This is a genomic window from Deefgea sp. CFH1-16 (genome assembly GCF_016881365.1).
GTDB lineage: Bacteria > Pseudomonadota > Gammaproteobacteria > Burkholderiales > Chitinibacteraceae > Deefgea.
In genome coordinates, this window is sequence record NZ_WLYT01000001.1 from 607550 (window position 1) to 628315 (window position 20766).

The 20766-nt window shown below is 47.9% G+C and carries 23 protein-coding genes and 3 pseudogenes; 11 read left to right on the forward strand and 15 right to left on the reverse strand.

The window, feature by feature from the left end; translation table 11 throughout:
• Position 1 precedes the first annotated feature (1 nt).
• Positions 2–1360 carry an MATE family efflux transporter gene (locus GKO28_RS03215; RefSeq protein WP_182075335.1) on the forward strand — a complete coding sequence of 453 codons (1359 nt, stop codon included), beginning with the start codon at positions 2–4 and terminating at the stop codon, positions 1358–1360.
• 152 nt (positions 1361–1512) lie between these two features.
• On the opposite strand, the gene GKO28_RS03220 is transcribed toward GKO28_RS03215, so the two are convergent.
• From GKO28_RS03220 to GKO28_RS03280, 13 genes and pseudogenes are all read right to left on the reverse strand, one after another.
• Entirely contained in the window at positions 1513–2115 is a 603-nt protein-coding gene (locus GKO28_RS03220; protein WP_182075336.1) for a flavin prenyltransferase UbiX, read from the reverse strand.
• Complete coding sequence (locus tag GKO28_RS03225; RefSeq protein WP_182075337.1) at positions 2112–2651, reverse strand: Gx transporter family protein; 540 nt, start codon at positions 2649–2651, stop codon at positions 2112–2114. The genes GKO28_RS03220 and GKO28_RS03225 overlap by 4 nt, the downstream gene beginning before the upstream one ends.
• Positions 2632–3039, reverse strand: a complete 408-nt coding sequence (locus GKO28_RS03230) for a NusG domain II-containing protein (RefSeq protein ID WP_307838938.1) — start codon at positions 3037–3039, stop codon at positions 2632–2634. The genes GKO28_RS03225 and GKO28_RS03230 overlap by 20 nt, the downstream gene beginning before the upstream one ends.
• The gene (rapZ, locus tag GKO28_RS03235) at positions 3017–3883 is read right to left on the reverse strand and encodes an RNase adapter RapZ (RefSeq protein ID WP_182075338.1); all 867 of its coding nucleotides are present in this window, start codon (positions 3881–3883) and stop codon (positions 3017–3019) included. The genes GKO28_RS03230 and rapZ overlap by 23 nt, the downstream gene beginning before the upstream one ends.
• A pseudogene (hprK, locus tag GKO28_RS03240) lies at positions 3883–4827 on the reverse strand (HPr(Ser) kinase/phosphatase). Before hprK ends, rapZ begins: the two are co-directional and overlap by 1 nt.
• A 112-nt stretch (positions 4828–4939) precedes the next feature.
• Positions 4940–5413, reverse strand: a complete 474-nt coding sequence (gene ptsN, locus GKO28_RS03245; protein ID WP_173534556.1) for a PTS IIA-like nitrogen regulatory protein PtsN — start codon at positions 5411–5413, stop codon at positions 4940–4942.
• Positions 5414–5517: 104 nt separating this feature from the next.
• Positions 5518–5844, reverse strand: a complete 327-nt coding sequence (gene hpf / locus GKO28_RS03250) for a ribosome hibernation-promoting factor, HPF/YfiA family (protein WP_173532048.1) — start codon at positions 5842–5844, stop codon at positions 5518–5520.
• 43 nt (positions 5845–5887) lie between these two features.
• Positions 5888–7270 carry an RNA polymerase factor sigma-54 gene (locus tag GKO28_RS03255; protein WP_182075339.1) on the reverse strand — a complete coding sequence of 461 codons (1383 nt, stop codon included), beginning with the start codon at positions 7268–7270 and terminating at the stop codon, positions 5888–5890.
• A gap of 28 nt (positions 7271–7298) precedes the next feature.
• Positions 7299–8021 carry an LPS export ABC transporter ATP-binding protein gene (lptB, locus tag GKO28_RS03260; protein ID WP_173532050.1) on the reverse strand — a complete coding sequence of 241 codons (723 nt, stop codon included), beginning with the start codon at positions 8019–8021 and terminating at the stop codon, positions 7299–7301.
• The gene (gene lptA / locus GKO28_RS03265; protein ID WP_182075340.1) at positions 8018–8404 is read right to left on the reverse strand and encodes a lipopolysaccharide transport periplasmic protein LptA; all 387 of its coding nucleotides are present in this window, start codon (positions 8402–8404) and stop codon (positions 8018–8020) included. The genes lptB and lptA overlap by 4 nt, the downstream gene beginning before the upstream one ends.
• Before the next feature lie 66 nt (positions 8405–8470).
• The gene (gene lptC / locus GKO28_RS03270) at positions 8471–9067 is read right to left on the reverse strand and encodes an LPS export ABC transporter periplasmic protein LptC (protein WP_182075341.1); all 597 of its coding nucleotides are present in this window, start codon (positions 9065–9067) and stop codon (positions 8471–8473) included.
• Between the two features lie 9 nt (positions 9068–9076).
• Positions 9077–9592 (reverse strand): HAD family hydrolase, encoded by a 516-nt coding sequence (locus tag GKO28_RS03275; RefSeq protein WP_173532053.1) that lies wholly within the window; start codon positions 9590–9592, stop codon positions 9077–9079.
• A gap of 92 nt (positions 9593–9684) precedes the next feature.
• Positions 9685–10671 carry a KpsF/GutQ family sugar-phosphate isomerase gene (locus GKO28_RS03280; RefSeq protein WP_182075342.1) on the reverse strand — a complete coding sequence of 329 codons (987 nt, stop codon included), beginning with the start codon at positions 10669–10671 and terminating at the stop codon, positions 9685–9687.
• Between the two features lie 144 nt (positions 10672–10815).
• Between GKO28_RS03280 and GKO28_RS21005 the strand changes: the two genes are divergently transcribed.
• Genes GKO28_RS21005 through GKO28_RS19105 form a run of 3 tightly spaced genes read left to right on the forward strand, consistent with a single transcriptional unit; the run spans position 10816 to position 12821 of the window.
• Positions 10816–11037: a cation:proton antiporter gene (locus tag GKO28_RS21005; RefSeq protein WP_282099217.1), complete on the forward strand. Its 222-nt coding sequence runs from the start codon at positions 10816–10818 to the stop codon at positions 11035–11037.
• On the forward strand, positions 11012–11908 hold the full coding sequence (locus GKO28_RS19100) for a cation:proton antiporter (protein WP_282099380.1): 897 nt from the start codon (positions 11012–11014) through the stop codon (positions 11906–11908). Before GKO28_RS21005 ends, GKO28_RS19100 begins: the two co-directional genes overlap by 26 nt.
• Positions 11901–12821: an NAD-binding protein gene (locus GKO28_RS19105; protein WP_307838939.1), complete on the forward strand. Its 921-nt coding sequence runs from the start codon at positions 11901–11903 to the stop codon at positions 12819–12821. Before GKO28_RS19100 ends, GKO28_RS19105 begins: the two co-directional genes overlap by 8 nt.
• Positions 12822–12947: 126 nt before the next feature.
• Here GKO28_RS19105 and GKO28_RS03290 read toward each other — a convergent pair whose 3' ends face one another.
• Positions 12948–14066 carry a trypsin-like peptidase domain-containing protein gene (locus tag GKO28_RS03290; protein ID WP_182075343.1) on the reverse strand — a complete coding sequence of 373 codons (1119 nt, stop codon included), beginning with the start codon at positions 14064–14066 and terminating at the stop codon, positions 12948–12950.
• A gap of 32 nt (positions 14067–14098) precedes the next feature.
• Between GKO28_RS03290 and GKO28_RS03295 the strand changes: the two genes are divergently transcribed.
• The 7 genes and pseudogenes from GKO28_RS03295 (at position 14099) to GKO28_RS03325 (ending at position 19323) form a co-directional block, all read left to right on the forward strand.
• Positions 14099–14851 (forward strand): Nif3-like dinuclear metal center hexameric protein, encoded by a 753-nt coding sequence (locus tag GKO28_RS03295; protein WP_210768885.1) that lies wholly within the window; start codon positions 14099–14101, stop codon positions 14849–14851.
• Complete coding sequence (locus GKO28_RS03300) at positions 14848–15333, forward strand: hypothetical protein (RefSeq protein WP_182075344.1); 486 nt, start codon at positions 14848–14850, stop codon at positions 15331–15333. Before GKO28_RS03295 ends, GKO28_RS03300 begins: the two co-directional genes overlap by 4 nt.
• Before the next feature lie 114 nt (positions 15334–15447).
• Complete coding sequence (gene petA, locus GKO28_RS03305) at positions 15448–16032, forward strand: ubiquinol-cytochrome c reductase iron-sulfur subunit (protein ID WP_182075345.1); 585 nt, start codon at positions 15448–15450, stop codon at positions 16030–16032.
• 11 nt (positions 16033–16043) lie between these two features.
• Complete coding sequence (locus tag GKO28_RS03310; protein WP_182075346.1) at positions 16044–17318, forward strand: cytochrome bc complex cytochrome b subunit; 1275 nt, start codon at positions 16044–16046, stop codon at positions 17316–17318.
• A gap of 10 nt (positions 17319–17328) precedes the next feature.
• On the forward strand, positions 17329–18087 hold the full coding sequence (locus GKO28_RS03315; protein ID WP_182075347.1) for a cytochrome c1: 759 nt from the start codon (positions 17329–17331) through the stop codon (positions 18085–18087).
• A 149-nt stretch (positions 18088–18236) separates the two neighbouring features.
• Positions 18237–18842 carry a glutathione S-transferase N-terminal domain-containing protein gene (locus tag GKO28_RS03320; protein WP_182075348.1) on the forward strand — a complete coding sequence of 202 codons (606 nt, stop codon included), beginning with the start codon at positions 18237–18239 and terminating at the stop codon, positions 18840–18842.
• Between the two features lie 56 nt (positions 18843–18898).
• Positions 18899–19323: pseudogene (locus GKO28_RS03325) on the forward strand (ClpXP protease specificity-enhancing factor).
• Positions 19324–19400: 77 nt separating this feature from the next.
• Here GKO28_RS03325 and GKO28_RS03330 read toward each other — a convergent pair.
• Positions 19401–20721, reverse strand: a pseudogene (locus GKO28_RS03330) (RsmB/NOP family class I SAM-dependent RNA methyltransferase).
• Positions 20722–20766 lie beyond the last annotated feature (45 nt).

Below are 20766 nucleotides of genomic sequence, written 5' to 3' on the forward strand. Positions count from 1 at the left end.
AATGCCCCGTTTGCAAGACGTTAAAGCCACCTGGATTCTCGCATGGCCGATTATGATCGGCCAACTCGCTCAAACTGGCACCGGCTTTGTCGATGCCGTGATGGCTGGCCACTTATCGGCTGGAGACTTGGCCGCAGTTTCAGTCGGTACGTCGATTTGGAGCGTGATGATAGTCACCATGTTTGGCTTATTGATTGCCATTAGCCCAATGGCGTCGCAAAAAGTCGGCGCCAAAGCGTGGCATGAAATCCCGTCGTTAACGCAACAAGCCTTATATCAAGGGCTGTTTATCGCCCTAATCATGATGCTCATCGCGCATAGTTTGCTGCCGATTTTTTCACATATTGGTTTAGCGCCCGATGTGGCCGAAAAAGGCAGTCGCTTTTTAGCGGTGATTTCATGGGGGTTTCCGGCGGTAGCGATTGCGCGGGTATTGTATGGCTATAGCTCGTGCTTAAATCAAACCAAGCCGATGATGGTGATTTCTATTATTGCGCTGCTGCTCAATATCCCCGCCAACTACGTGTTAATTTATGGGCATTGGGGGTTTCCGGAGCTGGGCGCCGTTGGCTGCGCTTGGGCAACAGCGATGTGCATGTGGTTTAGCGCCATCATGTGGATTATCTGGATTCGCATCTCGCCGATTTATCGAGATACGCACCCGTTTCGTCATATCGAAGGTCTACGTCTACAGACGCAAAAACAATTGGCTAAGTTGGCCATTCCGATCGGCATTATGTTTTTTGTTGAATCGAGTGCGTTTAGTTTGATTGCCCTGATGCTGGCTAAGTTAGGCACCACCACCGTGGCATCGCATCAAATTGCGCTGAATTTTTCTTCGCTGACTTTTATGATTCCATTGGCCATTAGCACCGCGCTCACCGTTCGCGTTGGGCAAGCCGTTGGCGCAGGTGATTTTAAGCTGGCGCGCTTTATTGGTGAGACTGGGATTTACCTGGGCTTTATCTTGGCGATTATTTCTGGTTGCATGATTATTCTCTTTCGCGGCACAATTGCGGCTTGGTATACCAGCGATCCAGCGGTGATTTTGCTCGCGGCCAAATTGCTATTGTTGTCGGGATTTTTCCAATTTTCAGATGCCACTCAGATTGTGGTTGCGGGTGTATTGCGCGGTTATAAATCAACGCGTATGCCGCTGATTATCCACTTAACTGCATTTTGGGTGATTGGTATTCCGCTCGGTTACGCGCTAACGTTTGGTGTCGGCCCATTTAGCCCTCACGGCCCGGCAGGCTATTGGCTGGCGCTGGTCATTGCGCTGACGTTTGCGGCGATTGCGCTGTATGCATTTTTTAGACGCATCAGTATTCGGGCGCTGCATAACGGTATACCAAGCTAGCGCTTTATTGCCTTGGGCTAGAGGTCAATACCGTGCTATAGCAGCATTATTCAGATTAGGTGCGATGCGACGGGGTTTTAAGCCCCAGACCGACGAGCGCGGCACGGCATCAACACACGTAATCTGAACAGTGTCTTATCGCGACATTAACCTCAGGACTCGCCCCAGCGCTGCATGAGTTGATGCGGTACAGCCAGCTGATCTAAAATCCGTGCCACGACAAAATCGACTAAATCTTCAATGGTTTTTGGATGGTGATAAAAGCCCGGATTGGGCGGCAAAATCACCACGCCAAGGCGCGATAATTTCAGCATATGCTCAAGATGAATCGCAGAAAATGGCGTTTCGCGCGGCACAATAATCAGCGTTTTACGCTCTTTAATCATCACATCAGCCGCACGCTCAAGTAGATTGTCTGACGCACCATTGGCAATCGCCGACAAGGCGCCCATGGTACACGGCACCACCACCATACCGTCCCCAGGGTTACTGCCCGAAGCCATCGGTGCAAACCACTCTTGTTGACCATAAACCTGTAACTGCTGTGCAGTCACGCCATACTGCGCGCGCAGTAACTCGGCCAAATCCGCAGCGCGGCTAGGCCAAGTTAAATCAAGCTCTTGTTTGGCAACAATTTGCGCCACTTGGGTATACACCAAACGCACTTTACAACCGGCCGACAGCAAGCACTCTAGCGTGCGTAATCCATAAGGCAAACCGGATGCGCCAGTAAAAGCCAGCGTAATTGTCTTCATTGTGTCGTATCCACGGCAGGGTGAGTTCGCAATAAATGAGTGGCAATCAAGCCATTCACTACGCCAAAAATAATGGCCATTGCTAACAGTAAAGGAATTAAAACAAAAATGCCGTTATGCGGAATTAACCATAAACGAGCGATCAGCAGCTGCCCAACTAAATGCGCCAAAGCCGAACACAGTGACCAAGTCACCAAGCCAAAATAACGTTGCGGCAAATATTGTACCAGCGCCAAGGCCAACACACTGGCAAAGCCGCCCGCCAAGCTTAAAGCAAAACCTGGGGAAAATACCCCGCCTAACACCAGACTCGCCCCTAAGATACGCAACATCGACACCCACGCCGCTGCCGACCAGCCCAAACGCTGTAAAGCGATTAAGGTGACAATATTGGCCAGCCCCGGTTTAAAGCCCGGAATGGGCGATGGAATCCCCGATTCAATCACCGCCAACACAATGGCGCACGCAGCAAAGCGAGCAATTTGCTCGTCGGTGCTGCTGACATTTAAAGTGATTTTAGTAGCTGAGACTGTCATAACTGGCAGGACGCTGACCGACGAGTTCAATACTGGTGCGATTGGGCAAGCAAATGGCACTTTGCCCCGCTTGAGTCAGCCATCCAGCACGCACACAATACTGACGCGGGCTTGGGTCGCTGGCGATCCGCGCCCGTCCTGCGGCCACCTCGATGGTGGTTTTTCCGAGCGGGCCATCAATAGCCAAGGTGCGCGCTGCGGCTAAATCTAATTCGGCGTACAGTTGGCCATCTTGAAAAATCTTAACGCGAGTTGCCCCGGCTTGTGACCAACATAAGGGAGTGATCACGCCCCACAGCACAACAAAAAAACCGATCACCACATAATCGCCTGAGCGCAATAAGCTCAGCCAATCTCGCCATGATTTAGCTGCGCTGATGTTGTTCACGATGCCGAACCAAGACCTGACGATTGCGTGAAAAATGTCGGCGTAGCTCTTCAGCCAAATACACCGAACGATGCTGGCCACCCACCGTGCAGCCAATGGCCACCGTGACATAACTGCGCTGATCGCGCTCAAATTCAGGCAGCCAGCGCTCTAAAAAGCCCAAAATATGCGTCAAATAATTGCCGACACTGGCTTGCCGCATTAAGAAATCAGCCACCGGCTGATCCATTCCCGTTAAAGGGCGTAGCGCCGGGTCATAAAATGGATTAGGCAAACAACGCGCATCAAAAACAAAATCGGCATCCAGCGGCAAGCCATGCTTAAAGCCAAACGACTCAAAAATCAGCATTAATTTGGCTTGATCGGTTGCGATAAATTCCCGCACCCACGTGCGTAATTGCGCTGCCGATAAACCGGAAGTATCGATGACATGCGACATTTCACGGATGTTTTCCAGCATTTCGCGTTCAACCACCACCGATTCGCTCACCGTTAATTCCCCCAACGACAAGGGATGGCTACGACGACTTTCAGAATAACGCTTCACCAAAACTTCGTTATTGGCTTCTAAAAACAGCATCCGAACATCTAACCCCAAATCCATCAAAGCGGCTAAATGATCGGGAAAAGTGGCTAAATTATGCGCGCTACGGGCGTCAATCCCGATGGCAATTTTGGGGTAGCCATCCAAATCGAGCATCGACACTGCCTGCGGCAAAAGCGGTGCGGGTAAATTATCTAAACAATAAAAGCCCAAATCTTCCAATGCTTTTAAAGCGACGCTTTTTCCTGCGCCCGATAAGCCCGATAACAAGACCAATTGTTGATGTTGGCTATGCTCCATTACTCCCCCATCTCCATAAATTTCTGGTGGCGCTCAATAAACTCACGCGTTGAATCAATTCCGCGTAATTGTAAAATATAATTGCGCACCGCCGACTCGACCAGTACCGCCAAATTACGACCGGCCGCAACTGGAATCACTAATTTTCTGACTGGCACATCCAAAATCGCCTGCGTTGCCGCCTGCATTTGCAAGCGATCAACCGGGGCAACATTCTCGCCCCCGGCCTTGGCCAAATGCACAATCAATTTCAGCGTTTTTTTTCGGCCTAACCGCCGTTTCACCAAAAATGGTTCTAATATTGAGCACCCCAATCCCGCGCACCTCTAAAAAGTCGCGCAACATCGGTGGACAGCGCCCTTCTAAGGTTTCTGGGTTGGTGCGATATACCTCAACCACATCATCGGCCACCAAGCCGTGGCCACGGGAAATCAGCTCCAGTGCCAGCTCGGATTTACCCATCGACGACTCACCAGTCAGCAAAACACCGACTTCCAACACATCCAAAAATACCCCATGCAGGTGTGTTGATACAGCCAGCGCTTTACTTAAATAGTAGCGCAATACCTCCATTAAATAAGGAGATTGCTCCGGACTAGTCAGTAAAGGAACATGATGACGCTCAGCCGCTTCTCGCAAAGAATCGGGCACCGCTTGTCCATTGGCGACAATCATCGCCGACATATCATTGGCAAATAGCTGATTGAGACTGGAATGCTGCACTTCGGTCGATAAACCATGAGATACGCGACTTCCGCAATCCCTAGCACTTGAATGCGATTGGGATGCACAAAGTTCAAATGCCCAACCAAGGATAGCGATGGCTTTTGCTCTGACGCATCATTGGACAATAAATTATTTGCCCCCGACTGCCCAGCAACCCAAGTCAGACGCAGTTTTTCGGCGTTATCAATAAATAATTGTCGAGCGGTGATCTGCGGCATGCGGCCTCGCTATGGCTTAAAAAGCAGTGATTTTATGCCAGTATGGGTCAAAAACGAAATTGGCATCGGGCAAAAAATAAACCCTCAGATCTAGGCTGAGGGCTCAAATCGATCAGGAGAAATCGGGAGCATAGGGCTCCCATGTCGAAATCCGCTGCCACACCGCTTCGGGGTCGGGCAAGGTCATTAATTCTTCACGCAATTGCTTATCCGAAAACAGCTGCGCTAATTCTGACAAAATTTGCAAATGTAAATCAGTGGCATTGGCTGGCACTAAGAGCACAAAAATCAATGACACTGGTTTGCTATCCGGCGCATCAAACTGAATGGGCGCACTCAAGCGCACAAAGGCCCCTACCGCTTCTTTTAAGCCTTTAATCCGACCATGCGGAATGGCGACGCCTTGACCCAAACCCGTTGAGCCGAGCTTTTCACGGGCAAATAGGCTGTCAAAAATTACGCTACGCGCAATCCCATGGCTGTTTTCGAACAGAATACCCACATGTTCAAAAACGCGTTTTTTGCTACCCACATCCAAATCTAAAAAAACATTGGCGACTGGAAGTATTTTGCTAATTAGGCTCATGTTCAAACTTATGTCCTTAAAGGAGCTGCTATTGTAACTTGCACTCCGATAAACAAAAACGGGAACGACTCGCGGCGTTCCCGTTGTGTTGCTTGTGCAACGGATTATTCTTCGATTACCACTTGATGCTTCAGGGCATCATTACGATGACCAGATAATTTTTCTTTGTATTTAATAATCTGGCGATCTAGTTTATCGACCATGCTATCGATGGCTGCATACATATCGCTATCGATAGACTCAACATGCAGATCTTTACCAACGACATTGATTGTCGCCTCGGCCTTATGTTCCAGCTTATCCACTGACAAAATGACTAAAACATCAATCACATTATCAAAATGACGGGTCGTGCGTTCAATTTTACCTGAAACGTATTCACGAATCGCTGGTGTAACTTCCAGATGATGACCACTAATGTTGAGGTTCATATACTACTCCTTCGGTTCTTCATGCTTTTATAAGGCAGTGCTTTTATAAGCACTTGCGCAGATTAACGGGAGGAATCATTAATGCCTCCCTGTACTTAGCAACGGTGCGCCGCGCAACCACAACACCTTGCCGTGCGAGTTCTTCAGTTATAGCACTATCGGATAATGGCTTGTGCTGATTTTCTTGCTGTACCAGTTGTTTGATCAAAGCCTTAATCGATGTTGCTGAGTTTTCACCACCGCTTTCACTTTCAACATGACTGCCAAAAAAATATTTGTATTCAAAAACACCGCGCGGAGTCAGCATGTATTTTTGCGTTGTTACCCGAGAAATCGTCGATTCATGCAATTCAAGCTCATCGGCAATATCGCGCAGCACTAAAGGCCGCATTGCCACTTCACCATACTCAAAAAATGCTTTTTGTCGCATTACGATAGCTTCTGCGACCCGTAAAATCGTACTGCCTCGTTGCTCAACACTTTTAATCAGCCAACGTGCTTCCTGTAGCTTACCACTGAGTGCTGCCGCTGAGTCGCCTTGTAGTAACTTTGCATACAATTCATTGACTCTTAGCTTGGGCTGGGCCGCACTATTTAAGCGTACCTGCCATTGCCCACGCACCTTGGTCACAATCACATCAGGGAGCACGTAGCGTGTCGTCTCTGCTGACCAATTGGCACCCGGTCTTGGCGTTAAACGCCGAATTAATATTTGCGCTTCTTTGAGTGCCACTTCATCGCACTGCAGTTGACGTTTAAGTCTAGTGTAATCCCGTTGCGCCAATAAATCGAGACCTTCATTCACCAATCGAATGGCAATATTTCGAATGGTGCTTTCTGGCAAGACTCGCAATTGCAATGTTAACGACTCGGGCAAATCACGTGCGCCGACCCCGAGAGGTTCTAGTTGCTGTAAATGTTGTAGCGCAATTTGTAATTCTTCTGGCTCCAACTCAAGCTCTAACACCAAGCTCTCTGGTAGCTGCGCGTAAATTTCTTCCAAGCTCTGACTCAACATCCCGTCATCATCTAGCGCATCAATCAGTAATGAAATCAATGCATTATCACGAGCAGACAAGGGTAAGCAGCCAGTTTGCGCTAACAAATAATCACGCAACGAATACAGCTTCGCCACCCGCAAAGCGGGGTCATTTTCATCCCCTTCATCAAACGAGGCGTTGCTGCGCACCTCATCCCAGCGCAAGCTATCGCCATCCTCAACGATCTCACTGGCCTCCGGTTTTTCAGCTTCTTCACCCGCATCTTGCACGCCATCTTCGCGTTCAAGCATTGGATTTTCGGCTAAAAATTGCTCTATTTCTTGTTGGAAATCAAGCGTAGACAACTGCAAGAGCTTAATCGATTGCTGAAGCTGCGGTGTCAAATTGAGCTGTTGCGACATCCGCAACTGCAAGGTTTGCTTCATGAAGGGAATAACCTAGTTGGCAAAAACACTACATTTTAAAGTGCTCGCCCAGATAAACTTGGCGAACATCTTCATTATTAACAATTTCATCGGGCTTACCAGCAGCCATCACGGCACCCTCCGAAATAATATAGGCACGATCGCAAATCCCTAAGGTTTCGCGAACATTATGGTCAGTAATCAATACCCCAATGCCGCGCCCTTTTAAGAACCCGATAATGCGCTGAATATCAATGACCGCAATCGGATCAACCCCCGCAAATGGCTCGTCCAGCAAAACAAATTGTGGATTAGACGCGAGTGCGCGGGCGATTTCAACGCGGCGGCGCTCACCACCAGAAAGACTCATTGCGCCACTTTCACGCAAATGCGCGATATGTAAATCATGCAGCAGCTCGTCTAAGCGCGATTCAATTTCTTCTTTACTGCTGTAATGCAGTTCAAGCACCGCTTTAATATTCTCAGCGACGGTCATTTTGCGAAAAATCGACGCTTCTTGTGGCAAATAGCCTAAACCGAGCCGAGCACGCTTATGAATGGGCTGCTGACTGACATCCACGCCATCGAGCTCAATGCGTCCAGCATCCATTTTCACTAAACCAACAATCATATAAAAACTGGTGGTTTTACCAGCGCCATTGGGGCCCAATAAACCGACCACTTCACCACTGGCGACTTCTAAAGAAACGTCACGCACTACGGTGCGTTTCTTATAGGATTTTTGTAAATGCTGCGCTTTCAACACACTCATTTGGCGGCGTCTTTCTTTTTCGGGTTGATAGTAATGTTCACTCGATTACCCGGCTTACTTTGTGCCTGATAAAACTCAGTATTGAGATTGTAGTTAATGGTGTCACCCATAACGATATCTTGGCCTTTTTTAACCCAAGCTTTATCGATTAATATCATTTCGCCTTTCGCACCGTCGTAATCAAAACGCAGTGACTCAGCGTCGAGCATTTCGCCGCTATCGAGTTTTTGCTTAAAGCGCACCGGACGACCTTCGCCTTTGGCGAACTGCTTACCAAAAGCGTCTTCGCTCATAGTCACTTTATCGGCACGCATATTCATCGTGCCTTGCGTGGCAATCACATTACCAGTACAGACTGTTTGTGAATTTTTTTTGATCCGCAACGCAATTGTCTGCGGTGATATTCATTGGTTTTTTCACGATCAGCCGTTTCTGCCAATGCGTGTGAATTAATGAGCAGGGCGAACAGCGGCAGGACGAGGAGTCGGGACATAGGTCATCTTTACTTGTGATTTAAGTTCTAAAGTTTGCAATTTATTATTGGCGATAAAACCCACCGCTTCGGCATGATTTTTGCCCATATCGGCGGTGACAAACTGATCTGATTTGGCAAGCTCAGCTTGACCATCAATCCATATATCACGGCCATTGATGATCAATTCAGCACTGCCTTCATACGGGGCTCGGCGCAATTGAGTTGCTTCATAAAACCAAGTTTCTGAGCCCTTATGGATCGATTTTGCCCGCGTACCAATGACCACCACCGTCGGTTTACTCGCCTCTGTTTGGGTCAACACCGGTTTTTCATACAGCATGGTGTCTTGCAGCGGCACATGCGTGACTCGACTTGCGAGCAACTGTGAACGCTTTACACCGGCTTCGTCATAACGCCGCAATACGCCCTCATCCGCAATTAAATCGGGCGCATTTAAATCCAAGCGCTGCGGAACCGTTAAATTCGTTGCAACGCGACTTAAAGCCCAGATTAAACTACCGACCAAGAGCAATAAAAGCAAGGGTAAAACCCAGGTTGTTAAACTACGCAAACCAATCCCCTAGCGCAAATATGGCGCCATCGCAGCATCATAGGTGTTTTGCGATTGCATAATTAAATCACACACTTCACGTACCGCGCCCGAACCACCTTGGCTACCGGTGATGTAATGCGCGTGCTGGCGAACAATCGTCGGCGAATTTGGTACCGCAACCGCAAATGGCACGCGGCGCATAATGGGTAAATCAATCACATCGTCGCCCATATAGCCACATTCTTGCGCCGTAACGCCGGTATCTAACAGTAGCTGCTCAAAAGTGGCCAACTTATCATGTGCACCTTGATAGACCAAATCAATACCCAAATTTTTGGTGCGATGTGTGAGCAAGGTTGAAGTGCGCCCAGTGATAATGGCCAGCTGAACGCCACTTTGCTGCAACATTTTTAAGCCATGCCCATCCAATGAATGGAATGCCTTTAACTCTTCGCCAGCATCGGTGTAATACAAACGCCCATCCGTCATGACCCCGTCAACGTCAAAAATCATCACGCGAACTTTTTTTGCTTGCTCAAGCATTCAGCTTCCCTTCTATTAAAATTTTTTAGTTAAAAACTTACAGGTATTGAGTGCTAGACCAGATAATTAATAACACACAGCGCCATACCCAGCTAAACAACTCGGGCTCGTAGCAAGTCATGCATATTTAATGCCCCGACTAATCGGCCTTGATCTTGCACCAATAAACCATTAATTCGTCGTGATTCCATCAACTGAACCGCCTCTGCGGCCAGGCGCGAAGCCTCAATAGTAGCAGGATTTGCCGTCATCACGGCACTCACCGGTGTGGTACGAATATCAATATCCAAATCTAAAGTGCGCCGCAAATCACCATCGGTATACACGCCAACTAATAATCCCGCCGCATCAACCACTGCCGTCATCCCCAAGCCCTTACGGCTAATTTCCAGCAACGCATCGCGCAGCGGTAAATCTTGCCCTACCACCGGCAGACGCTCGCCTTGGTGCATTAAGTCACGCACATGGACTAATAAGCGTCGTCCTAAAGTGCCACCGGGATGCGATAAAGCAAAATCTTCAGCCTTAAAGCCACGCGCCTCAAGTAAAGCCACGGCCAATGCATCACCAAGTGCTAAAGCCACCGTGGTACTGGCAGTTGGCGCCAAATTCAATGGGCAAGCCTCTTCGCTGACGGCCACATCCAAATGCACGCTCGACTCTTGGCTTAAAGTCGAGTTCACATTGCCGGTCATCGCAATGAGCGGGATACCTAAGCGCTTCAAACTAGGCAGCAATGCAACCAATTCGTCACTCTCACCCGAATTGGACAAAGCCAAAACCACATCCGCCGAGGTAATCATCCCCAAATCGCCGTGCGCTGCTTCACCGGGATGAACAAAAAAAGCTGGGCTGCCGGTACTGGCCATAGTCGCAGCTATTTTACGCGCAACATGACCCGACTTTCCCATCCCCATCACCACAATTTCGCCCCGACAATTCAGCGCGAGCTGGCAAGCCTGATCAAACTGGGCGTCCAAACGCGTCGACACGGCCAAAATTGCAGCGGCTTCAATTTGCATCACTCGCCGCGCCACATCACAGGCCGACCAAGCATCTTTTGATTCTATGGCATTCATCACAGAGCAACACACCTAGCGCATAAACAATGCCGCAGTATAAAAGACCTCATCATTAGATAACAGTAGGCTGTGAATAATCAGTACGTCAGTAACAGGGCCAGCTCAGTTATAATCAAATAGCATCCAACTCTAATGAACCCTATGCCGATTAATTTACAATCCTTTCTAGTTCTGCTTGCTGCGGCCGTTATTACGGTTGTGCTCTGCCGCAAACTCAAGTTACCGGCCATGCTGGGTTATTTATTGGTGGGGATGCTAATTGGTCCGTATGCGCTGGGGTTTATTCAATCGAGCGATGAGGCCAGCCATTTAGCAGAATACGGCATTGTTTTTTTTGATGTTTACCCTCGGGCTGGAATTTAACCTTGCCAAACTCAATGCCATGCGCCGGATTGTATTTGGCTTAGGCGCAGCGCAAGTCACTGCCGTCTTGGTCTGCACTGCGGCAGCAGTGCTCTTTGCTGGACTAGATTGGAAAGCCGGTTTAGTACTTGGCGGTGCCGCGGCCATGTCTTCCACCGCGATGGTTTCGAAATTACTCAGTGATCGCAGCGAGCTCAATGCGCCACACGGGCAAAATGCAATTGGGATTTTATTATTCCAAGATTTGGCCGTTGTTCCTTTCCTCATTATCATCCCTGCCTTAAGTTTGCCCGATGGCAGCATCACCATTCCATGGATCAATTTCCAAGTTGATCAGCTGCTGTTTTCCTTATTTTTAGCCGCGATTAAAATTGTTTTTGTCTTAGCGGTCTTGCTCTCGCTAGGGCAAAAAATAATGCGCCCTTGGTTTAATTTGGTCGCCAAACAACATGCCAGCGAGCTATTTATGATCAATATTTTATTGGTCACCCTCGGTACGGCATGGCTAACAGAGCAAGCGGGGCTGTCACTGGCTTTAGGGGCTTTTTTAGCCGGCATGTTGATTGCTGAAACCGAGTATCGCTATCAAGTGGAAGACGATATTCGCCCTTTCCGCGATTTATTACTCGGCCTATTTTTCGTCACCGTAGGGATGAATTTAAACTTCAGCATCTTGATTTCAGAATGGGGCATCGTCCTCGCCAGTTTATTAATGCTAGGCCCCATCAAAGTCGCCATTATTGCCGGTTTAGCACGACTATTTGGCAATACCGCAGGCACCTCATTACGTACTGGATTTGCACTCGGTCAGGGTGGGGGAGTTTGCTTTTGTTTTACTGGCCCTCACCGCCCAAGGCGGCCTAGTGCCTAGCAATGTACTACAAGCGACCACCGCTGGCGTTATTTTGTCGATGCTCATTACCCCATTTTTAATCCAGCATTCAGACAAACTAGTACTGCGCCTAGCCAGTTCTGAATGGATGAATCTCGCCGCCAATTTGCACAATATTGCCGTGCGTAGTATGGCTGCCAATGGTCATGTTATTTTGTGTGGCTTTGGCCGTAGCGGCCAATCTTTAGCGCGTATTTTGACGCAAGAAGACATCCACTTTTTCGCCCTTGATTTAGACCCAGAAAAGGTTCGTGAAGCCGCTGCTGCGGGTGAATCGGTGGTTTTTGGTGACGCCGCCAAACGCGAAGTACTACTCGCCGCCGGTCTGATGCGTGCACGCGCCATCATCGTCACCTATGCCGATACGCATTCAGCGATGAAAATCCTTGAATTAGCGCATCAAATTCGCCCAGAAATCCCCGTCATTGTGCGCACGCAAGATGATAGCGATATTGATTTACTTAAAAACGCTGGCGCAGCTGAAGTCGTTGCCGAAATCATGGAAGGCAGTTTGATGCTGGCGTCGCACACCATGATGCTGTTGGGGGTGCCGCTCAATAAAGTAATTCGCCGAATTCGTGAAGTTCGTGAAGCACGCTATCAATTGATTCGTGGCTTTTATCGCGGGCTCAATGAAGACGCCGACGAAGGAGATCGTAGCTATCCACGGCTGCACACCTTGCAACTTACACAAAATGCGCACGCCATTGGCTACACCATTGCCGAGCTCAAACTCGAACAATTCCAAGTTGAAATTCGCAGTATTCGCCGCCGCAACATGCCACCGATTCAACCGGATGCAAATTTCCAGCTCAATAATGGCGATGTACTGGTACTGCTTGGGGAACAAGACAATTTGGCTGCCGCCGAGATGCTGCTGTTGCAAGGATAAAAACAACAAACCGCAAGCCTGAGTGACAGCACTCCCCCCCCTCTAGCCTGTGTTACTCAAAACGACATCAGCCAATACAAAAAGCACCGCAAATTTAAGCAGTGCTTTTTTATGATGCAATGCCAATTAACGGCGACTAAATTTAGGCCGCATGCCAATTTCGGCATTTAAAGTTAAGGGCTCGCCCTGGCGTATAACGGTAATCGGCGTTGCTTGCTCTGGCGGCAATGCGGCGATTAAATTCAACATTTGTGCTGAATTGGTCACTTCTTTACCATCAATATTAAGCAAAACATCCCCTGGACGAATCCCTGCCACTGCTGCGGGGCCATTGCGAACCACCCCCGCAATTAAAGCCCCTTTGCTCGAATCAAGTTTAAGCGACGCGGCCAAATCAGGCGTCACATCTTGCACCTCAATCCCCAACCAACCACGAGTAACACTACCATCTTTAATAATGGCATCCATCACCTGCTTCACAATATTGGCAGGAATCGCAAAGCCAATCCCTAATGAGCCACCAGTTTTAGAGAAAATGGCGGTGTTAATCCCCAGTAAATTGCCATGCACATCCACCAAAGCCCCACCTGAATTACCGGGATTAATTGCGGCATCGGTTTGAATGAAGTTTTCAAAGGTGTTAATGCCCAATTCACTTCGGCCTAAAGCAGAAATAATCCCCATCGTCACCGTTTGACCAACTCCAAATGGATTACCAATGGCCAGCACCACATCGCCAATTTCGGCTTGATCGACATTGGCAAAATCAATGGCAGACAATTGGTCCAAATCGATTTTAATCACCGCCAAATCAGTCTCAGGATCACTGCCAATTAATTTAGCACTCGCAGTGCGACCATCAGCCAATGCCACCTCGATTTCTGCGGCCGACTCAACCACATGGTTATTGGTCACAATATACCCTTGTGGCGAGACTAAAACGCCAGAACCCAAACTCGATGCTTTAGTGCCGTCTTCACCGTCTCGCTCACCAAAAAATCGCTTCAGTACAGGATCATTAAATAAGGCACGTCGCCCTGATTTGACTTCCTTGGAGGTGTAAATATTAACCACCGCCGCTTTAGCTCGCTTAGCGGCCCCACGATAAGAAAGCTCACTCGAAACGGGTGCCTGAGCAGGCACCTCTTTCACCGTTACCACCGCTGGTGGCGCTGGCGGTGGGCTTAATACCGAAAACAAAAACCAGATGGCTAAACCGATCGTGGTCGTTTGTGCGAAAATCAACCAAAGTTTTTTTCATATCTCGTAGATCTTTTATGCCTATACAACGTCAAGAATTAGAAGCTTACCTTGCCCAACTATTGTCTGTTGCGCAATTTAAGGATTATGCACCCAATGGACTGCAAGTCGAAGGCCGCAATCAAATTCAGCATATCGTCACTGGCGTAACCGCATCGCAAGCGCTCATTGATGCGGCCATCGCACTCAATGCCGATGCGCTGCTGGTGCATCATGGATTTTTTTGGAAAAGCGAAGCCTTACCCATTGTACGCACTAAAAAACAGCGCATTGCCGCCTTACTTGGCGCCGACCTCAACTTATTCGGCTACCATTTACCGCTCGACGCTCATCCTGAACTCGGCAATAACGCTCAGTTAGCCAAACAGCTGGGTCTTATACCCACAGGGCGCTGCGGTGATCAAAATTTAGTTTGGCTCGGCGAATTACCCGTACCGATGTCTTTTGATACTTTTACGCGACACATTGCCGTTACCTTAAATCGTCAACCACTCAGCATTGGTCCTGCCGATCAAATCGTGCGTCAAGTTGCGTGGTGCACCGGTGGCGCACAAGGTTATTTCCACGATGTCGCCAACTTGGATGTAGATTGCTTCATCACCGGAGAAGCCTCTGAGTTTGTAACTCACCTTGCCAAAGAAAGCGGCGTCAGTTTTATTGCGGCAGGCCATCACGCAACAGAACGTTATGGCATCGCGGCGCTAGGACAACACTTAGCACAGCACTTTGGACTACAACACACCCATCTTGATTTGGATAACCCAGTATGAAACTCGCTTACAACTTGCAAACTTGGCGCTCAATTCAGACGCTAAGTATCTTACTGGTTGCGAGCATTATCAGTGCTTGCACCACAATTTCGCCCCCAGAACAAGCAAGCTCAAATACCAACAATGCCTCATCTGTAAGCAAAAACCAGCCTAGCCCTAGCATCATTATTCCATCTCGCAGCAGCAAAGCCATCCTCGAAGATATCATTAAATACCGCAGCGACAAGGGGATGAAAATCCGCAGCAGAGGCAATCAAAGAGTCGAAATGATGATGCCGATGAGCAATACCAGCATCCCTACTGAAGCCAGAATGCAATACATTCTGACTCAAACTGAACAAGGTTGGCGCATCAATGTACGCGTTTTTCAAATCAGCAATCCTGGCAGCAAGCAAGAATCAGTACAAGAAATAACCCAAGCTTTAGCCGACAAACTAGCTGAAGAATTAGCGCTTTATGCCAAAATCGCTACAAAACGCTGACTTTTTGTAAAAATGCAGCGTCAGACGAGTGAAGCTGCTTTAAGTTCCAAGCTTCTTTCAGGTAGAATTTGCTACTTTAAAAGATATTGCGTTCAGTCAATCAGGGATTGGGTTATGAGTGACCAACAAGTAGATAATAGTAAAAGACGATTTTTGCTGATTGCGACCAGTGCTGCAGGTGGCGCAGCAGTCGCAGGGGTCGCAGTACCGTTTATTGCCAGCTTTTTCCCATCAGAACGGGCCAAAGCAGCAGGAGCATCGGTCGAAGTCGACATTAGTAAATTAGAGCCGGGACAAAAGATCACGATTGAATGGCGTGGCAAACCAGTTTGGGTGGTAAAACGCACCCCAGAAATGCTGGCACTCTTACCCAAAAATGATCCCAAATTGGCTGATCCGACGTCCATCGTCGATCACCAACCACTGTATTGCCACAATGCAACACGCTCGATCAAGCCAGAAATCTGGGTTGCGGTCGGCGTCTGTACGCATTTGGGCTGCTCACCCACTTTCCGCCCTGATTTAGCGCCTGCTGATTTGGGTCCAGAGTGGCTTGGTGGATTTTATTGCCCTTGTCATGGTTCCAAATTTGACTTGGCTGGCCGCGTATTCTTAGGAGTTCCTGCGCCAACCAACTTGATTATCCCCGCACACAAATACCTATCCGACACGCGCTTGTTGGTTGGTGAAGATAAATAAAGGGAGAAGACATGAGCAAACTAGATCAAGTGCCCGAAAAAGTACTCGGCTGGGTTGATGAGCGTTTTCCGCTCACTTCAACTTGGAAAGCACATATTTCCGAATATTACGCACCAAAAAACTTTAACTTTTGGTATTTCTTTGGCTCGCTCGCCATGATGGTCTTGGTCATTCAAATTGTGACCGGCATTTTCTTGACGATGAACTACAAACCGGATGGCAATTTAATTCCTGGCACCAATATTTCAGTGGCGTTTGCCTCTGTCGAATACATCATGCGTGATGTGGCCGGTGGTTGGGTGATTCGCTATATGCACTCAACGGGCGCATCGATGTTTTTCGTCGTGGTCTATCTGCATATGTTCCGTGGCCTGATTTATGGCTCATACCAAAAACCACGTGAATTAATCTGGATTTTTGGCATGATGATTTTCTTGTGCCTGATGGCTGAAGCATTCTTAGGCTATCTATTGCCTTGGGGTCAAATGTCATTCTGGGGTGCACAAGTTATTGTGAACTTGTTTGCTTCAATCCCAGTAATTGGCCCAGATTTATCTGAGTTGATTCGGGGTGACTTTGTCGTTTCTGATGCAACATTGAATCGCTTTTTTGCCTTACACGTAATCGCCGTACCTTTAGTGTTATTGGCGCTTGTGGTTGCTCACTTGGTGGCATTGCACGAAGTCGGCTCGAACAATCCTGACGGTGTCGAGATCAAAAAGAACAAAGATCCAAAAACCGGCATTCCACTCGATGGCATTCCGTTTCACCCGTATTACACGGTGAAAGACATTTTTGGTGTATCGGTGTTCTTAGTGGTGTTTACTGCCATCTTGTTCTTTGCTCCAGAGATGAACGGTTATTTCTTAGAAGCGCCCAACTTTGACCCAGCGGACGCCTTAAAAACACCGGCGCATATTGCCCCTGTTTGGTATTTCACCCCGTTCTACGCGATTTTGCGTGCGGTACCCTCGTTCTTTGGTTCGCAAGTCTGGGGCGTATTGGCGATGGGTGCAGCAACGATGATTATTGCTGCTTTACCTTGGCTCGATCGCTCACCGGTGAAATCAATTCGCTATCGCGGACCGATTTATAAATTTGCACTGACCCTGTTTGTCATTTCCTTCTTAGGTTTGGGCTACTTAGGGACACAAGCACCAACGACAATTGGCACTATTTTGTCGCAAGTGTTATCAGTCATTTATTTCTTATTCTTTATCGCGATGCCTTGGTATACCAAGATCGATAAAACGAAACCGGTTCCTGACCGCGTAACAATGAGATAAGGCGGGGAGCATGAAAAAAATTATTAATCATTTACTGTTTGCCTTGCTTGCGGCAGTCTCAATCAACAGCCAAGCCGCTGGTGGTGGAGTTGCACTGGACAAAGCGCCGATTGACTTACGTAACGCCGAAAGCCTACAACGTGGTGCACAAACGTTTGTGAACTACTGCTTAAGCTGTCATGGCGCGGTAGCAATGCGCTACAACCGCCTTGAAGATATCGGCCTAAGCAAAGAGCAGATCGAAAAAAATCTGATGTTCACCACCGACAAAATTGGTAACCCAATGAAAGTGGCGATGGACGCCAAAGAAGGCAAAGCTTGGTTCGGTGCTACACCGCCAGACCTGTCTTTGATTGCGCGTTCACGTGGTTCTGATTGGCTTTATACCTATTTACGTGGCTTTTATCGTGACGACACCCGCCCTACTGGCTGGAATAACACGGTATTTGATAAAGTCGGCATGCCAAACGTACTTTGGCAATTGCAAGGTCAACAAATTCTAGAAGTCAAAAAAGAAGGCGGGCACGAAGTGCATACGCTGAAGCTTGCCCAGCCAGGCCTCTTAACCCGAGGCACTGAAAGCGGCGGCTACGACAACAAAGAATTTGACCAACGCGTTGGTGATTTGGTGAATTTCATGACGTATATGTCAGAACCTGCTCAAGTTAAACGCGAACAAATCGGCTACGCTGTCGTGCTGTTCTTGCTGTTTATCTTAGTGCCTCTGACTTACTTACTGAAAAAAGAGTACTGGAAAGACATTCACTAAGCAGTTAAATCGATTTAAAGGGCGGACTAACCGCCCTTTTTTATTGCCATTTATTTATTTAATAACAAGCACTTATGACACTACACCTAGATATTGCGCTGCAAAAATAGTAAAATCCCATTCATTCTTAAAAGTTGATAGGCATCCTCATGATGAAATTATATTCTGGCACCTCATGCCCATTTAGTCACCGCTGCCGCATTGTACTATTTGAAAAAGGAATGGATTTCGAGATTCTCGATGTCGATATCCACAGCAAGCCCGAAGATTTAGCCATCATGAACCCCTACAATGAAGTTCCGGTCTTAGTTGAACGTGAATTGCAATTGTATGAATCAAACATTATCAATGAATATATTGATGAGCGTTTCCCACACCCACAATTAATGCCAGCTGATCCAGTGATGCGTGCTCGCGCTCGCTTGATGCTATTTAATTTGGAGCGTGAGTTATTTATCCACGTTAAAACACTCGAAGACAGCAGCTCAACGAAAAAAGCACTCGAACTAGCTCGTGCCACAATTCGTGACAATTTAACGCAAATCGCGCCACTCTTTACCAAGCAAAAATTCATTTTAGGTGAAGAGTTCTCGATGCTCGACGTCGCGATTGCACCTTTGCTGTGGCGTTTTGAACACTACGGCATTGAAGTGACCAAAGGTTTAGCACCGGTCATGAAATATGCAGAGCGCCTATTTAGCCGCGAAGCATTTATTGACTCACTAACGGCTAACGAAAAAGCAATGCGCAAGTAATGCTGTGAAGAGGTGTGAGGCATAAGCCCCACCTCACACTGCTCACGGAGAATCTTATGCAAACCATTTCAACCAAACCTTATTTATTACGTGCGATTCATGAATGGTGCACTGATCAAGGCTTCACGCCTTATTTGGTGGTGGCTGTTCGCGGCAAAATGCAAGTGCCGATGGAATACGTTAAAAACGGCGAAATCGTGCTCAACATTAGCTATAGCGCTTGCCGCAATTTAGAGCTGGCGAATGACTTTATTCAATTCTCAGCTCGATTTAATGGCGTCTCTCTCGCGACATCGCAATTCCTGTCGGCGCAGTGATTTCTATTTTCTCGCGTGAAAATGGCGAAGGAATGGGCTTTGAATATGAAGGTGATTTTGCTGATGCCGACGGCGAACCAGAAAGTGCACCAGAATCATCTGAAGAGCCTAAAGACCCGCCACCACGGCCAACTGGCAAACCGCAATTACGCGTCGTAAAATAAGTTACTGCTCAGATAATAAAAGTTCAGACAATAAAAAAGACCCTTCACGGGTCTTTTTTATTGGGTCACGCAACGCTTTATTCAGCGGCTTCCTCAGATTCAACCGCTGCAACCGCAGTAGGGACAACTCGCGTCATGACCGCAGCAAAAAAGGCATCGGTCTGATGCTGCTGTGGAGTCAATTGCAAATATTCATTCGCCAATTCAATTTCAACACGCTCTTTTTTCAAGATTTCACGTGCATCGAGCAATTTAAAATCGGCATGATTGGCTAAAAACTCAGCCACAATCGCTTTCATTTTCACTCGGCAAAAAGCTGCATGTAGCATAAACCAGACGACCGCCTTGTTTGACCATGCGCGCCGCTGATTTCAAAATGCTACTTTGTTTGGCATTTAACTCCAACACGCCCTCAGCGGTTTGCCGTGCTTTTAGATCAGGATTACGGCGCAAAGTACCCATACCTGAACACGGTGCATCCACCAAAACCACGTCCATTTTGCCAGCCAAACGCTTAATTTTTTGATCCGATTCACTCGAAATCAATTGTGGGTGCACATTAGATAAACCCGAACGTGACAAGCGTGGTTTCAGATTTGACAGTCGTTTTTCTGACACATCAAATGCATACAAGCGGCCGGTATTTTGCATCATCGCGCCCAGCAATAATGTTTTGCCACCCGCACCAGCACAAAAATCCGCGACCATTTGACCGCGTTTGGCACCACAAAGTAAGCCTAACAACTGACTACCTTCGTCTTGCACTTCAACGCGGCCTTCCATAAACGCTTTGTATTTATTAATCGCTGGCTTGCCTTCAACGCGTAAGCCCCACGGTGAATAGGGTGTTGGCGTGGTATTAATATCGCCAGCGGCTTTTAATTCTGCCGCCACTGCATCGCGCTTGGCTTTAATGCCATTCACCCGCAAATCAAGCGGAGCGGCTTGCAACATCGACTGACCCAAGGCCAAGATTTCGTCTTCGGTTTTGCCTGATGCCAACAGCGCGTCAATCGCCCACTGGGGTAATGCTGCACGCACGTGAAGTGGTGCATCACGCAGCGACATACCCTTCATACCAGCGGCACGTTCTTTATCATTATCACCAAATACCGCAGGCAACTCACGCAGATTTAAATGCTTAATCCGGGTAAAAAACGCCAACAATAAATCACGGGTACTCGGTAATTTGCTACCCGCGTCACCACCGGCTAACCAATCGAGCTGTGGCAAATGGCGCAATACACCAAATACCGTTTCAGCGACTACCGCACGATCTTTAGGGCCTAAATTTTTATTTTCACGAAAATGGCGTGAAACCACTGCATCAGCAGGCGCATTAAAACCCAGCGCGGCGTTAAGCACATCCAAAGTAGCGGAAAGCTGAATAGGGGTCATGATTTACTCTCTTTATTAAATACGTTTCACACTCAAATGAGCGCT